The organism is Serratia sp. SM04 (genome assembly GCF_040280225.1).
Lineage (GTDB): Bacteria > Pseudomonadota > Gammaproteobacteria > Enterobacterales > Enterobacteriaceae > Serratia > Serratia sarumanii.
On sequence record NZ_JBEOQT010000007.1, the window covers coordinates 82,080 to 95,842 of the forward strand.

The 13,763-nt window shown below is 58.7% G+C and carries 12 protein-coding genes; 5 read left to right on the forward strand and 7 right to left on the reverse strand.

Annotated elements, in window-relative coordinates; all coding sequences use genetic code 11:
* Positions 1 to 5: 5 nt before the first annotated feature.
* The 4 genes from ABTW55_RS11975 to ABTW55_RS11990 all read right to left on the reverse strand — a co-directional run bounded on the left by ABTW55_RS11975 (position 6) and on the right by ABTW55_RS11990 (position 4,537).
* A complete protein-coding gene (locus tag ABTW55_RS11975; RefSeq protein WP_060423572.1) occupies positions 6 to 749 on the reverse strand; it encodes a molecular chaperone in 744 nt (247 codons plus the stop codon).
* Positions 750 to 779: 30 nt separating this feature from the next.
* A complete protein-coding gene (locus ABTW55_RS11980) occupies positions 780 to 3,281 on the reverse strand; it encodes a fimbria/pilus outer membrane usher protein (RefSeq protein ID WP_060423578.1) in 2,502 nt (833 codons plus the stop codon).
* A 79-nt stretch (positions 3,282 to 3,360) separates the two neighbouring features.
* On the reverse strand, positions 3,361 to 3,912 hold the full coding sequence (locus ABTW55_RS11985; protein WP_033649363.1) for a fimbrial protein: 552 nt from the start codon (positions 3,910 to 3,912) through the stop codon (positions 3,361 to 3,363).
* Between the two features lie 88 nt (positions 3,913 to 4,000).
* Entirely contained in the window at positions 4,001 to 4,537 is a 537-nt protein-coding gene (locus ABTW55_RS11990; protein ID WP_033636355.1) for a fimbrial protein, read from the reverse strand.
* A gap of 1,116 nt (positions 4,538 to 5,653) precedes the next feature.
* On the opposite strand from ABTW55_RS11990, the gene ABTW55_RS11995 reads away from it, so the two are divergent.
* The 3 genes from ABTW55_RS11995 (at position 5,654) to fetB (ending at position 7,569) form a co-directional block, all read left to right on the forward strand.
* Positions 5,654 to 5,941 (forward strand): FaeA/PapI family transcriptional regulator, encoded by a 288-nt coding sequence (locus tag ABTW55_RS11995; RefSeq protein WP_033649362.1) that lies wholly within the window; start codon positions 5,654 to 5,656, stop codon positions 5,939 to 5,941.
* A gap of 190 nt (positions 5,942 to 6,131) precedes the next feature.
* On the forward strand, positions 6,132 to 6,809 hold the full coding sequence (gene fetA, locus ABTW55_RS12000) for an iron efflux ABC transporter ATP-binding subunit FetA (protein ID WP_060423581.1): 678 nt from the start codon (positions 6,132 to 6,134) through the stop codon (positions 6,807 to 6,809).
* Positions 6,796 to 7,569: an iron efflux ABC transporter permease subunit FetB gene (fetB, locus tag ABTW55_RS12005; RefSeq protein WP_033636352.1), complete on the forward strand. Its 774-nt coding sequence runs from the start codon at positions 6,796 to 6,798 to the stop codon at positions 7,567 to 7,569. The genes fetA and fetB overlap by 14 nt, the downstream gene beginning before the upstream one ends.
* 36 nt (positions 7,570 to 7,605) lie before the next feature.
* Here fetB and ABTW55_RS12010 read toward each other — a convergent pair whose 3' ends face one another.
* Both ABTW55_RS12010 and ABTW55_RS12015 read right to left on the reverse strand, forming a co-directional pair.
* Complete coding sequence (locus tag ABTW55_RS12010; protein WP_060423586.1) at positions 7,606 to 8,442, reverse strand: TIM barrel protein; 837 nt, start codon at positions 8,440 to 8,442, stop codon at positions 7,606 to 7,608.
* A 32-nt stretch (positions 8,443 to 8,474) separates the two neighbouring features.
* On the reverse strand, positions 8,475 to 9,917 hold the full coding sequence (locus ABTW55_RS12015) for a sugar porter family MFS transporter (RefSeq protein WP_033636350.1): 1,443 nt from the start codon (positions 9,915 to 9,917) through the stop codon (positions 8,475 to 8,477).
* A gap of 556 nt (positions 9,918 to 10,473) precedes the next feature.
* Between ABTW55_RS12015 and ABTW55_RS12020 the strand changes: the two genes are divergently transcribed.
* A complete protein-coding gene (locus ABTW55_RS12020) occupies positions 10,474 to 11,979 on the forward strand; it encodes a CoA-acylating methylmalonate-semialdehyde dehydrogenase (RefSeq protein ID WP_015379335.1) in 1,506 nt (501 codons plus the stop codon).
* A 77-nt stretch (positions 11,980 to 12,056) separates the two neighbouring features.
* Positions 12,057 to 12,878, forward strand: coding sequence for a 5-deoxy-glucuronate isomerase (iolB, locus tag ABTW55_RS12025; RefSeq protein WP_033636349.1), 822 nt, complete (start codon positions 12,057 to 12,059; stop codon positions 12,876 to 12,878).
* Positions 12,879 to 12,916: 38 nt separating this feature from the next.
* On the opposite strand, the gene ABTW55_RS12030 is transcribed toward iolB, so the two are convergent.
* Entirely contained in the window at positions 12,917 to 13,753 is an 837-nt protein-coding gene (locus ABTW55_RS12030; protein WP_004930856.1) for a MurR/RpiR family transcriptional regulator, read from the reverse strand.
* Positions 13,754 to 13,763 lie beyond the last annotated feature (10 nt).

Sequence of the window (13,763 nt, forward strand, 5' to 3'; positions counted from 1 at the left end):
TCTCCTTATTTTTTTCCGGGTGCGGCGGTGCAGAGGTTAGTGCTGCAGGTGAAGCGCAGCTCGGGGTGGCCGCCGAAATCATTGATATAGGTGACGACGAAGGCGTCGAACCCATGGTCGCGCAAACGCACTTTTTCGCTGGATTTGGGGGACAGCATCACCGGCTGAAAATCGCCGATCGCGCCACCGCCTTGTTTCTGCGTCTGACGGGCGATGCCGGTCAGCGTGATGTGGAACGGCGTCGGATTTTCGATGGTGAAACCGTCGGCGGTTTTGTGGAACACCAGCTGTTCTTGCCATATCTCACCCTGCGGCGCGACGATGGCCTTCGGGCGGAAGAACAGTTTGATCTGCGTTTGCAGCGCCAGCTGCATCACGTTGGCTTTGCTGCTTTTGGGCGGAATTTCACGCAAATTGAAATAAAACACCGATTCGCGATCTTGCGGCAATAGCTCGGCTTCCGGCGTTTTGGTAATGCGCACGACGCTGCGTTCTCCGGCTTCCACCCGTTGCAACGGCGGCAATACCACCAGCGGCGAAACGATCTTTTGATGTTGCGCATTCTCGATCCAGGCCTGAGCAAGGAAAGGCAACTCTTTGTTCTCATTGGTTATGTTAAGGCTGATCGATTTGGCGTCGCTCACATAGATGGCGCGCGTGCGATCCAACGCGATCGCCGCGTCGGCCGTCGAAGCCAGCGTTATCAACGCCAGGCTGCCCGCGGTTACTGCTATCGAATGTTTGTTCATGTTATGCGTCTACTCTCAATGTGTTGCGGATTACGGTTTGGTGCACGGCAACAGCAGCCGGTCCAGCGGTTTGGCGGCGCCTGGGATGGCGATGCGGCACTGACGGCGGCCTTCCCAGGCGACGTCCAACCGCTCTTCCGGTTGGACGCCGGTCAGATACACCGAGCCGCCGTCGTTCACCACCGCGATCTCCCGTCCGGTTGCACTCAGCACCGTGGCGCCGAACGGCGGTTCGCTGCCGTCCGCCAGTTTGATGGTGGCTAACAGCTTGCTGCCTTTCACCACCTCGAAGTGGCGATAACCGATGGCGCCTTCCGTCAGCGTGCCTTGCACCACCGCGCGCGTGGCTTCAACGTCGTCCGCCAGCTTGTTGACGTCGATGCGCGTATCGGTGTTGTAGTAGCTGGTGATGTCCGAGATCACCGCCAATCCGAAGCGGTTGCTGTAAGCGCGGCCGTTGTTGATCGGCACGCCGGCGACGCCGTTGGTATCCAGCATCATGCGGCTGCCGCCGTTGCCGGCGTTCTGGTGCGCGGCGACGCCGTGCCGGGTAGCGGTCAGGCCGCCGCGGAAAGTTCCGCCTATCGAGGAGTAACTGCCCTGCTGATAAGACGCGTTGGCGTTGAGCGTGCCGAACGACGCGTTATGGGTGTAGTAACCGCTCGCCGTCGGTTTGCCGGACTGGGTGACGCCGCTGCCGACCTGCCAGGTATTGTTGATGTCGCTGTTGTCGGTGTAGGTCGCCGTTTGGGTCACGTCGCGGTTATTGACCTGCAGCGCGTAGCCCAGACGGTTGTGCTCGCCGATAGGCACGGTGAAATTGAGCATCGCGCTATCGTCGGTGCGGCCCCGATAGTGAGTGCGATAGGCCGCCAACGAGGCGGTGATGTTGCTGATCCCGCCGAAGTCGAACAGCTTGCTGGTCGACATGCCGTAGCGGTTTTGCGCGCCTGCGTCCCAGTAAGTCTGGTGTGAGTAGGTCAGATAAGCGGTGATCGCCTGAGCGCTGTCCTCCGCCATAAAGGTTTTGCTGGCGGTGACGGTATACAACTCTTTTTGTCGGCCGCTGTAGCGATCGTCAATGTCGCCGTAGCGCGCCTGCAGGTACTGCGACATGGTCATAAATTTGCGCTGCGAAAAGCGGTAGCCGGCAAAGGTGATTTGGCCGTTGAGCTCGTCGAAACGTTTGGCGTAGTTGACCTTGAATGACATGCCTTTGGCGCTGGGTTCATCGGGCAGGCGCGCGATCGACTGCGTGGCGTCCACCGACAGGGCGCCGAACAGGTTCAGGTCGCGCCCCAGGCCGAGAGCCCAGGCGTTGTAATCGCCGCCGAGCAGCGCGCCGCCGTACAGCGACCAGGCGTTGCTCAAGCCCCAGGAGAAATCGCCGGCGGAGAACACCGGCCCTTGCGTGCGGTGATCGTAGGCAGACGGCTTGCCCAGCGCCACGTTATAGCGCACGTAGCCGGGGCGGGTCAGATAAGGAATGCTGGCGGTATCTACCTGAAAAGTGGAAACACTGCCGTCTTGTTCTTCCACTTTCACATCCAGTTTGCCGCGTACCGAGCTGCTGAGATCCTGAATGGCGAACGGCCCGGCGGGCACCGTGGTTTGATACAGCGTGCGGCCTTCCTGAGAGACGGTGATCCGCGCGTTGCTTTTGGCGATGCCGCGTACTTCAGGCGCGTAACCCTGCAGGTTGGGCGGCAGCATGCGCTCGTCGCTGGCGAGGTTGAGGCCGGTAAAACGGTAGGCGTCGAACACCGGCGAATTCAGGTAGGTTTCACCCAGCGTCAGCCTGGCGGCCTGCATCGGCAGCGCGCGGTATGCGTAGATCTGATTCCAGTCGAAATTGCTGTCGCGCCGGCCGTATTGTTGGTTGAAATCGGTCTGATAATCGGCGCGCAGGCGCCAGGCGCCCAGGTTGGCGCCCAACGTACCGTAGCTGCTGAGGCTTTCGGCGGTGCCGTTGTCGTGGTGCTGTTTACCGATTTGGCCGCTGAGATTGTAATCCAGCAGCACGCCGGGGATGCCATCGTCCCACTGCTCGGGCGGCGTCCAGTCGGGATCGGAGTATTTCATCCAGGCCTGCGGAATGGTGATCGCCAGCACGCCGCCGCTGATGCGATCGGAAACCGTTGCGCCTTTGATGCCGCGAATGTCGGCACACTGGTTGTCGCGCCACAGGGTGACTTTTTTGGCCGCTTCTTCTTTCAGCGCCATTTTTTCCACCAGGTCAGGCGGCAGGCACACCTGGCTGCCGCTCTTGTTATCCGGCGACGGGAAATACTGAATGCTGCGCTGGGGCAGCGTTTTCTGGTTGATTTTGATATCCAGCAGATAGGTGCCCGGCATGACGTAATCGGCGTCGGAAAAGCGGGATAAGTCCACTTTGCTGCGTTCGCCGATATCCAACACGTCGGTATTGAATTCCGTGGCGGAAAAGACCGGTTTTGCCCAGAGAACAGAGAGAATGACGATGATGGGCGTTTTTTTTATTGTCAGTAAAGACGTCATAGAATGATCACTCATGGCAAATCCGCGCCTAATAGCAGGTCATCCCGTAAGACCTGAATACGTAATGCTGTACAGCGTTCCTAACGAAAACCGGCTACAAATAAGACAGGGTGAATTTGGCCAATGAGCTGAAACCGCCCGCCCGTGCCCTGTCGGGGTGAATGCGCAGCTGGGCGCCAAAGCGCAGCGTGTTATCGCCGGCAACGATCAGATAATCCGCCGTCGTGCTGCCGAGCGGGATCGGGGTGCCGGCGTCGGTCAGCAACTCGATAGCCATGCCGCGCGCCTCGCCATGGACGGCGAGCCATTGCGGATCTTGGCTATCCGCGATGCCGCTGAAGGTGAGGTTGGCCGCGCGATAAATAAAATCGGGCTTTATCTGGCTGGCCAGTTCGCAGTTCACCAACCTGATGGCGAAGTGGCGGCGGCTGCCGATGAGGCTCGGCTGGGCATCTCGCCCGGCGTCGCTCATTGAAACCAGCCCGAAATCAACGGTTTGATCCAAACTGTCGCCGGCGATGTTGCACGGCGTTTCGACGATTTCGCCGCCCAGGCTGACTTTGCCGTGGCCCTGAGTTTTCGCCGTGGCGCTAGCGCTGCCGATGCTGAGCGCGATCAGCAATGCGCCTCGCCAATGGATGGTCATGCTGGCTTCTCCCTGTCGAGATCGGTTCCTTTGCCGGAGCCGGCGTCGTTAAGCATGGGGATGCCCGCGCCGGCATCCCCAACGAGGCTTACTGATAAGCCAGGGTAAAGTTCGCCACGCTGGTGAACTGGCCCGGCACGACGGCGCCGGAAGCGCTGTTGCCTTGCAGGTATGCGGCGAATTTCAGGGCGTTGTTGCCTTCGTTCAGGCCCTGGCCGTCCGTTGCGGTGCCCAGCTCAACTTCCTTGGCGTGCAGCTGGTCGTAAATCACGATGCCCGCGCCGCTGGCGGAACCGCTCAGCGCCAGCAGTTTGCTGTTGACGGCATCCGGCGTGCCGGTGAAGGTCACCTTGACGTTTTTCATGGTGTTGAGCGCGCAGTCTTTCAGCTCAATGCTGAAGGGTTCGGCGCTGGATTTGCCTTCTTTGGCCAGGATGCGGCTGCTGATCTGGCCCATCGGGACGGTTTGATCGACGGAGTCCGGCGTGATGCTGCAAGGCGCATCGATAATTTCACCGCTAAAGGTCACGGTGCCGCTGCCCTGGTTCGGGGTCGGCGCCGCATGTGCAACGGAGGCGGTAGAAAAAGCAATGGCGGTCGCCAGCATTAATTTATTCAGTTTCATTTCTCAGGTTCCTGTAGAGAGTATTTAAATAAAAAGAAAAGCACACCTAAATCCCCGCAGAGCAGCAACGCCCTGTTAGCCGCACTGCGATGGGAGCCAGATCCTTTTGCTTTGGGCAATACGCACACTTTTCGTTATTTGCTTTTAATAACGAAATGGTTATGTGATGTTTGGTCGGTTTTATTTGATTTTAAAACCCGAATATCAGTATGGCGTTTTGCTGGGAATATTCTTGCAAACAATAGCATTGCTTGGAAATAGATTTTGTTGAAATAACTCAAATTCAGAATATAAAACCAAAAGGAAAAAGTTAAATATAAGATCAAAAACCAATAGATCGTATGTAAATATTATCCAGAATAAATGACTGCATAAATAAGGTTATGCGAGATATTAGATCGACTGTAATAGCGGTTGCCCTACAATGCGCAATATCGCTTTGCTAATATTACGCTTTGACGAACATTGAAGAATTTTCTTTATGAAACAAAATGAAAAACATAAGCATTTGTTTTGTATGATTTTGTGTGGTTAGTTGTCCCTATGGTGTTCCACCGCCTATTCCTGGGTTGTCGATGGTTTTTCGAAGAGTCGTTAACAAAAAAATAACAACAAGGCAGGGGGAAGATTATTCTTATCAGATGCTATTTTTTGGACGCGCTTATGTTATTTAACCCATTGTGATTAACCAGAAAAGGGCAGGTGATGCCGTAGGCATTACATAATAATGACCTAAGTGATAATCAAAGGATGAACGATGGAATGATTACTGCGATTAATGCATTTAGCAGATGTAAGGCGCATGCGTTGACAATGTTGGTAATTATGTATTCGCGGTTCGTTATGGGATTGTTTAAACATCTTCATATCATGATAACCATGAAAAAAATTGCACAGAAAAATCCTAGTGAAAAATCCGAGGAATAATGCATGACATTTTATCGGCAAAGGTTGGATTCATTAATAAATATTCATTCGCGCGGTGATAGGCAGCGCCAGGTCTATTTTATCGGAACAACGTTGTTTGCGCGGACGCCGCCGTGATTTATGCCCCTGCGCATCACTGACGTGCAGTCATGAACGGGGGCTCAGCAGTAACCACTCAGGAGGAATGCTATGGCCAAGGTGCCGAAAACGTTTGAAAGTAGAAAATCGCTGATGCTGGATGTGTTGCGGGGATTGTGCCGGGATCTTGTGGAAGGGGCCGGGGGCCTGCATCCCCCGCCGGAGCAGTGGCCGAAGACGCGCGAGCTGGCGGATAAATGCGGCGAAAACATTTATACCACCCGCACCCTGCTGCTGGCGCTGGAAAAGGAGGGCAAGGTTCGCTGCACCCACCGCAGCATCAACAATTCTCTACGCTGGTACAGCTGCGACGAACAGGCGGCGATAAAAAAAGAGTGATTCGACCCTGGCGGTCGCTTTTGACTATTCCTACAGCTAATCATTAGTAAAATTTATTATTTGACGGGGCGTTTTGCTCCGTCAATCCTCCTCTCCGCTCGCTGCCATCCGCACAGGCATTGCTAATATGTTTTTTGCGGCCATATACTTATCGCTCAGACGGGAACAGGTGTAGGGAGCCGGCATCGTAATGAAGGAAAAGAAAGACATACTGAGATTGGATGATATTCATTATCAAATAGACAACCAGGTGATCCTGGGCTCCGTCTCTTTCACGCTGGGTGAAGGCGAGTTCAAACTGATCACCGGGCCTTCCGGCTGCGGGAAAAGCACCCTGCTGAAAATCATCTCTTCCTTAATGGATCCGACCAGCGGAAACCTCTATTTCGACGGACGAGCGATCGCCGAGATGTCGCCGGAGGCGTATCGCAAACAGGTTTCTTACTGCTTCCAGACGCCGGCGCTGTTCGGCAATACGGTTTACGACAATCTGGCGCTGCCCTACCAGATCCGTCAACAGTCGCCGGATGAACGAAAAATGCAGGCCGATCTGGCGCGTTTCGGGCTGCCGGAGGCGATGCTGACCAAAAGCATCAATGAGCTGTCCGGCGGGGAGAAGCAGCGCGTGTCCCTGATCCGCAACCTGCAGTTTATGCCTCGGGTGCTGTTGCTCGATGAGATCACCAGCGCGCTGGACGAGGAAAATAAGCGCAACGTCAATGAGATAGTGCATCAGCTGGTGGCGGAGCACCGGCTGGCGGTGCTGTGGGTGACGCACGATACCGAAGAGATAGCGCATGCGGACGAGGTGATCACCCTGCGCGCGCACGGCGCCGAGCAACAGGAGCAACAGCATGAATCAGCATAACATCACCAACGAATCCTTAGGCTTGTCGATGATCCTGGTGGTGGTCGCCATTCTGATCAGCCACCGGGAAAAGCTGGCGCTGGAAAAGGACATTATCTGGAGCATCTGCCGCGCGGTGGTGCAGCTGATCATCGTCGGCTACGTGCTGAAGTACATTTTCGATCTGGATAACGCGGTGCTCACCGTGTTGATGGTGCTGTTCATCTGCTTTAACGCGGCCTACAACGCCAAGAAACGCAGCAAGTACGTCGAACACGCGTTCGTGACGTCGTTTATCGCCATCACCACCGGCGCGGTGCTGACGCTGGCGGTGCTGGTCTTGACTGGCTCCATCGAATTTACGCCGATGCAGGTAATCCCCATCTCCGGGATGATCGCCGGTAACGCCATGGTGGCGGTGGGATTGTGCTACACCAACCTCGGCCAGCGTTTCAAAAGCGAACAGCAGAAGATTCAGGAGATGCTCAGCCTGGGGGCGACGCCCAAGTTCGCTTCGGCGGCGCTGATCCGCGACAGCATCCGCGCTTCGCTGATCCCGACCGTGGATTCGGCGAAAACCGTTGGGCTGGTCAGCCTGCCGGGCATGATGTCCGGGCTGATCTTCGCCGGCATCGATCCGGTGAAAGCGATCAAATACCAGATTATGGTGACCTTCATGCTGCTTTCCACCGCCAGCCTGTCGACCATCATCGCCTGCTATCTGGCCTACCGTAAGTTTTACAACGCGCGCCACCAGCTGGTGGTCGGCAACCTGAAGTAACGCCATGAAAAACGGCCTCCGCGGAGGCCGTTTTTTTTACCCTTGCAGCAGGGCGATGCTCTGGCGGATTTCCCGTTCGATATCCGCCTCGCTCCAGCCGTCCAGCTGCGAAGAGAAGGGCTCGAAGGCATAGACGCCGGTGTAGCCCAGGCGTTCCAGGTTTTGCACCTGGCGGCGGCTCTCCAGCCGATCGCCCTCGCTCAGCATGATGCGCTCTTCGTCGCTCAGCGCGCCTTTATCCCGCCCATCCTCCACGCCGGACAGATGCACCAGGCCGATCTGCGCCACCTGGATCTGTGCGTCGAAGTCGGCCTGCGCCACACCGCTTAAATAGTGGTGGAAAGTATCGAGCACGATGCGGTACGGCGCGCCCGAATCGCGGATGAGCGCCTGGGTCAGCAGCGACGATCGCAGCGAGCTGATGCCGAAGCCCAGCGGCTCGACGTACCCCTGCACGCCATAGCGGGCAAACAGCGGCGCCAGCAGCCGCAGCGCGGCGAGGGTGTCGTCGCGTTTTTGCTGCTCGCCGCGCGTGTCATCGGCGCTGCAGTGCGGGCACAGCACCAGCGCCCGGCTGTGGATGGCCTGCGCCTGCGCCAGCAACGCTTCGGCGCGCTGCTGCAGCGCCGCCGGGTTGTCCATCAGATTGAACATGCCGAGGGCGTTGATCGTGACGATCTCGATGCCGTATTGCGCAGCGAGCGCATTGAGCTGCGCGTCGCTCAGATCGTCGGTCACCTTGCCGCTGGGCATATCGTTGCGCAGCTCAACCTTACTGAGCCCGCAGCGTTTCACCAGGCGGAAAAAACTGTCCAGATCGAGATTCGGCGCGATCTTGCGGTTAATGCAGAAGCGGTCCAGTGCAATGGTCATGAGGCATTACTCCAGCGGTCAGGGTTGAGAGATCAGGATTTGCCGTTTTCCAGCGGCAGCGGCTTGCCGTCGGGCAGGGGGTGGCGGTGGCGTTTGGCCAGCACCACCTGCTCCATTTTTTCCAGCGAGACGCCTTTGGTTTCCGGAATATAGCGGCCGATGAACCAGTAGCTGAACAGGCAGCAGGCGGCGAAGATCCACATCGGGAAGGCGCCGTGGAAATGCGAGAACAGGTAAGGGTGGTCGTTGATCATCGGGAACGACTGCGACACCGCGAAGTTGGCGACCCACATGCAGCCGACGGCGATGCTCATCCCCTGCGCGCGCATGCGGTTCGGGAAGATTTCCGACACCAGCACCCAGGCGCCGACGCCCCAGGACAGCGCATAAAACACCATGAAGAACAGCATGCCGAACAGCGCGAAATAGCCGGTGGCCTGGGTGTAGAGCGCGTACGAGGTGAGCAGCAGGCCGGCGATGGCGCCCAGCGTGCCGTAACGCATCAGCGGAATGCGGCCCATGCGATCCATCAGCATGGCGCCGATGACCGAACCGACCAGCTGCAGCACGCCGATCCAGATGGTCTGAAACAGTGCTTCCTGCGCGTTTTCGGTGACGGTTTTCAGCACCACCGGCGCGTAATACATCATTACGTTGACGCCGGTCACCTGCTGCAGCATGGCGATCATGCAGCCGACGAACAGGATGAAACGCACCCGCACATCGCCGTAGTTCAGCTTCCGATGCCGCTGCTGTTGATCCTGCTGCAGCGAGTCTTTGATTTCTTTCAGCAGATTCTGCGCGTGGGCGGCGTTGGAAACCTTGGTCAACATCGCCAGCGCCTGATCGTCGCGGCCCATCATCACGTTCCAGCGCGGCGACTCAGGAATGACGAACACCAGGATGCAGAACAGAATGCAGGGGATGACGCCCGAGGCGAACATCCAGCGCCAGCCCATTTCCACCAGCCAGGCTTCGCTGGCGAGGCTGGCGATTTTGAAGTTGACGTAGAAAATCACGATCTGGCCGAACACGATGGCGAACTGCTGCATACTGAGCGCGCGCCCGCGCATGTCCTTTGGCGACACTTCCGACATGTACATCGGCGACACGGTGGCGGCAATGCCGACCGCCAGCCCGCCGATGATGCGGTAGATGACGAACCAGGTGAAGGTCGGGGCCAAGGCTGCGCCGACGGCGGAAACGGTGAACAGCAGCGCCGCCAGCATCAGCGCCTTTTTACGGCCCCAGCGCGCCGCCAGCGGCCCGGCGGCGAAGGCGCCGACCACGCAGCCGATCACCACGTTGGAGACTGCCCAACCGGTTTCGGCCGGGCTGAGATTGAAATAGGTTTTCAGCGCTTCGATCGCGCCGGAGATCACGGCGGTATCGTAGCCGAACAGAATGCCGCCCAGGGCGGCGATGCCGCAAATTCGCAATATGTAGCCGGTATTGTGCTTACGCTGATATGACATGTGTTGCTCCGATTTTTATCCTGGCTTCCGTCCGCACGGTTGGGTTATCGGGAAGAGGGCGAGCGGAAGGGTGTGAACCGTGCCTGTCATCAAGGCGATGTCGTCGATAAATGCTGGAACAAACAAGAACATTTATTTCATAATTAGTGAATAATGGAATATTGATTTTTAGATCCAGTTCAAAAAAAACCGTCACGCGCGATCCGGGCGCCTTGGGCGTTCTGGGGCGGGCGGTAACGGCGACAGGGCAGGCGCGGTGCGGGTTTTCTGTAGCAAAGTCAGTGTGTATTGCCCCTGGTTTCTCCTGCGCCGTTGCGCTTTCCCTGGCGCGGTAATGAAAGCGCCAACCCGATCGACACCGCAAAATTGCGACCTCACGCACTAAAAACAAATTTTTCAAAACAATTTATTTGAAACTTTTTTTTCAATGAAATAGAGTTTGCTGCATCCGGTCAGGATGTAGCCGGCTTGCCGACGGGGTTTGGCGAGCGGGACGATTAACGCCGCGCCGCCGGCGAGTGGCCAGGCGACAGCGGACTTGAAAAGAGGGCGTGACATGAAAACCGTGGGTAACTTTATTGACGGGCAGGTGTGCCTGAGCAGCAGCAATCAAACCGTCGACGTGCACAACCCGGCCAGCGGGCAGGTTGAGCGGCGCGTCACGCAGAGCACCGCCGCCGAAGTCAAGCAGGCCATCGACGTGGCCCATCGGGCGTTTGCCGATTGGTCGCGCACCACGCCGCTGCGCCGCGCGCGCATCATGTTCAATTTCAAGGCGCTGCTGGAACAGCACCGCGACGAGCTGGCCGAGCTTATCGTCAGCGAGCACGGCAAGGTGTACTCGGATGCGCTGGGCGAACTGACGCGCGGCATGGAAGTGGTCGAATTCGCCTGCGGCATCCCGCATCTGATCAAGGGCGAGTATTCGCCGGACGTCGGCAGCGGCGTCGACAGCTTCTCGCTGATGCAGCCGCTGGGCGTGGTGGCGGGCATTACCCCGTTCAACTTCCCGGCGATGGTGCCGATGTGGATGTTCCCTATCGCGCTGGCCTGCGGCAACACCTTCATCCTCAAGCCGCCGGCGCTGGTGCCTTCCGCCTCGGTGCGCCTGGCGGAACTGCTGAAAGAAGCCGGCCTGCCGGACGGCGTGTTCAACGTGGTGCACTGCGCCAATGAAGACGCGGCGCAGCTGTGCACCGATCCGCGCATTCAAGCGGTGAGCTTCGTCGGCTCCTCCACCGTGGCGGAACATATCTATACCACCGCCAGCGCGCACGGCAAGCGGGTGCAGGCCTTCGGTGCGGCGAAGAACCAGGCGATCGTCATGCCGGACGCCGATCTGGACGCCACGGTCAACGCGCTGATGGGCGGCGCTTTCGGCTCCGCCGGCGAGCGCTGCATGGCGCTGCCGATCGCCGTGGTGGTCGGTGACGACACCGCCGATAAACTGATCGCCAAACTGAAGCCGCTGATCGCGCAGCTGCGCGTCGGGCCGGGCTTGCAGCAGGGCGGAGAAGAGAATGAAATGGGGCCGCTGGTGTCGTCCGCCCACCAGAAAAAGGTGCTGGGTTACATCGATCTGGGCGTGGAAGAAGGCGCCACCCTGGTGGCCGACGGCCGCAATTATCAGGTGCCGGGCTATCCTGAAGGCTACTACGTCGGCGGCACGCTGTTCGACCATGTGAAGCCGAACATGCGCATCTACCGTGAAGAGATCTTCGGGCCGGTGCTGGGCATCGTGCGGGTGCCGGATTACCGCACCGCCATCGACACGGTGAACGGCCACGAGTTTGGTAACGGCAGCGCCATCTTTACCGGCAGCGGCCACTACGCGCGCCAGTTCGTGCAAGAAGTGCAGGCCGGGATGGTCGGCGTCAACGTGCCGGTGCCGGTGCCGATGGCGTTCCACAGCTTCGGCGGCTGGAAGCGCTCGGTGTTCGGCGCGCTTAACGTGCACGGCACCGACGGCGTGCGCTTCTACACGCGCATGAAGACCGCCACCGCGCGCTGGCCGGCCGGGCAGCAGACGGTGTCCGAATTCAGCATGCCGACGCTGGGTTAAGCCATCGCAAAGTATGAGCGGGCCGTTGCTCCTTCGGGGCAACGGCCTTTGCACGGGGAGTTAACAGGAGAATCGAGATGTCTTCACTGCTTGCCAAATGTCAGACGCCGAACGCCGAGGGGCGCATTCAGCACGTGACGCCGGAAAATGCCGGGTGGCGCTATGTCGGTTTCGACGTTTATCGCCTGGCCGCCGGGCAGTCGCTGCAGCTGGAGTGCGGTGACAAGGAGCTGTGCCTGGTGCTGGTGGCCGGTATCGCCTCCGTCGCCACGCTGCGCGCCGAATACCCGCATATCGGCAAACGCATGAGCCCGTTCGAGCGCACGCCGCCTTACGCGGTGTATGTGCCGCACCACGATCGCATCGACGTGCGGGCAGAAACCGATCTGGAGCTGGCGGTGTGCAGCGCGCCCGGCAGCGGCCACCTGCCTTCACGGCTGATTACGCCGGCGGATATCGGCGTGGAGCGGCGCGGCAAGGGGCGCAACCAGCGGTTGGTGCACAACATTCTGCCGGACAGCGAGCCGGCCGACAGCCTGCTGGTGGTGGAGGTTTACACCGACGAGGGCAACACCAGTTCCTACCCGAGCCACAAGCACGATCGGGAAGACTCGCCGGACGAAACCTATCTGGAAGAGACGTATTATCACCGCATTCAGCCGGAGCAGGGATTCTGCATGCAGCGCGTCTATACCGACGATCGCACGCTCGACGAATGCATGCCGGTCTACAATCGGGACGTAGTGAAAGTGCCACGCGGTTATCACCCGGTGGCGACCCTGGCAGGCTACGACAACTATTATCTCAACGTGATGGCCGGGCCGGTGCGGCAGTGGAAATTCACCTGGGAAAAAGACCACGCCTGGATTAACGGCGACGGCTATCCCGCCGCGCAATAAGCGCCTGAGGCCCGGCTTGCCGGGCTTTTTTGTCAGCCTTACTCGTCCCGGGCGTTATTCAGCGCCAGCGAAACCGCCAGCGTCTGCGCCAGGCACATCGAGGCCACCTGCGAACGGAACCCGTCCACCTGCGCTTCGCGCACCACGAAACAGACGTCGCTGAAGGCGGCCAGCGGGCTGACCTGGCTGTCGGTGATGGCGATCTGCTGCGCGCCGCGCTTGGCGCCCAATTCCACCAGTTCCACCGCCTCGCGGGCGTACGGCGAATAGCTGATGGCGATCACCACGTCCTTCGGTTTCACCATGCTCAGCTGTTCGGTGAACATGCCGCCCAGGCCGTCGATCAGAAACGCGCGGCGCTCCAGATGGCGCAGCGCATAGGTGAGATAGGAGGCGACGCTGAACGAACGGCGCAGGCCGATCACGTAGATGTTTTCGGCGTTGTTGAGCAGTTCGACGGCGCGATCCAGCTGCTCGGGGGCGATCTGCATCGCCAGCTGCTGCAGCGCCTGCGCGTTGACCATGGTGAATACGTTGAGAATTTCCGCCGGCTTCTCCGGCGCGACGTTGTCGTCGGTGGAGGTTTGGCGGAACAGGCGCGCGCGCTCGGTATAGTTCACCGTCTCTTCCATCAGATGCTGACGGAACACCTGCTTCATTTCGTTGAAGCCGCTGAAGCCGAAGGCGTTGGCGAAACGGATCAGGGTGGAAGGCGGCACGCTGGCCTGTGCGGCGATGGAGGCAACGGTATCGAAAGCGATGCTGTTACTGTTATCCAAAATATAGCGCGCCACCTGCTTCAAACGCTTGCTCAGCGTTTCATAACGGTGGCGGATCTCGTCCTGTAACAGCGAAAGTTGAGTTGGGTTGTTCATCCATTCGGCT

Excerpts from the sequence above, each read along its gene's own strand:
- ABTW55_RS11975 (WP_060423572.1), bottom strand. The coding sequence starts at position 749 with ATGAACAAACATTCGATAGCAGTAACCGCGGGCAGCCTGGCGTTGATA.
- ABTW55_RS11980 (WP_060423578.1), bottom strand. The coding sequence starts at position 3,281 with ATGAGTGATCATTCTATGACGTCTTTACTGACAATAAAAAAAACGCCC.
- ABTW55_RS11985 (WP_033649363.1), bottom strand. The coding sequence starts at position 3,912 with ATGACCATCCATTGGCGAGGCGCATTGCTGATCGCGCTCAGCATCGGC.
- ABTW55_RS11990 (WP_033636355.1), bottom strand. The coding sequence starts at position 4,537 with ATGAAACTGAATAAATTAATGCTGGCGACCGCCATTGCTTTTTCTACC.
- ABTW55_RS11995 (WP_033649362.1), top strand. The coding sequence starts at position 5,654 with ATGGCCAAGGTGCCGAAAACGTTTGAAAGTAGAAAATCGCTGATGCTG.
- fetA (WP_060423581.1), top strand. The coding sequence starts at position 6,132 with ATGAAGGAAAAGAAAGACATACTGAGATTGGATGATATTCATTATCAA.
- fetB (WP_033636352.1), top strand. The coding sequence starts at position 6,796 with ATGAATCAGCATAACATCACCAACGAATCCTTAGGCTTGTCGATGATC.
- ABTW55_RS12010 (WP_060423586.1), bottom strand. The coding sequence starts at position 8,442 with ATGACCATTGCACTGGACCGCTTCTGCATTAACCGCAAGATCGCGCCG.
- ABTW55_RS12015 (WP_033636350.1), bottom strand. The coding sequence starts at position 9,917 with ATGTCATATCAGCGTAAGCACAATACCGGCTACATATTGCGAATTTGC.
- ABTW55_RS12020 (WP_015379335.1), top strand. The coding sequence starts at position 10,474 with ATGAAAACCGTGGGTAACTTTATTGACGGGCAGGTGTGCCTGAGCAGC.
- iolB (WP_033636349.1), top strand. The coding sequence starts at position 12,057 with ATGTCTTCACTGCTTGCCAAATGTCAGACGCCGAACGCCGAGGGGCGC.
- ABTW55_RS12030 (WP_004930856.1), bottom strand. The coding sequence starts at position 13,753 with ATGAACAACCCAACTCAACTTTCGCTGTTACAGGACGAGATCCGCCAC.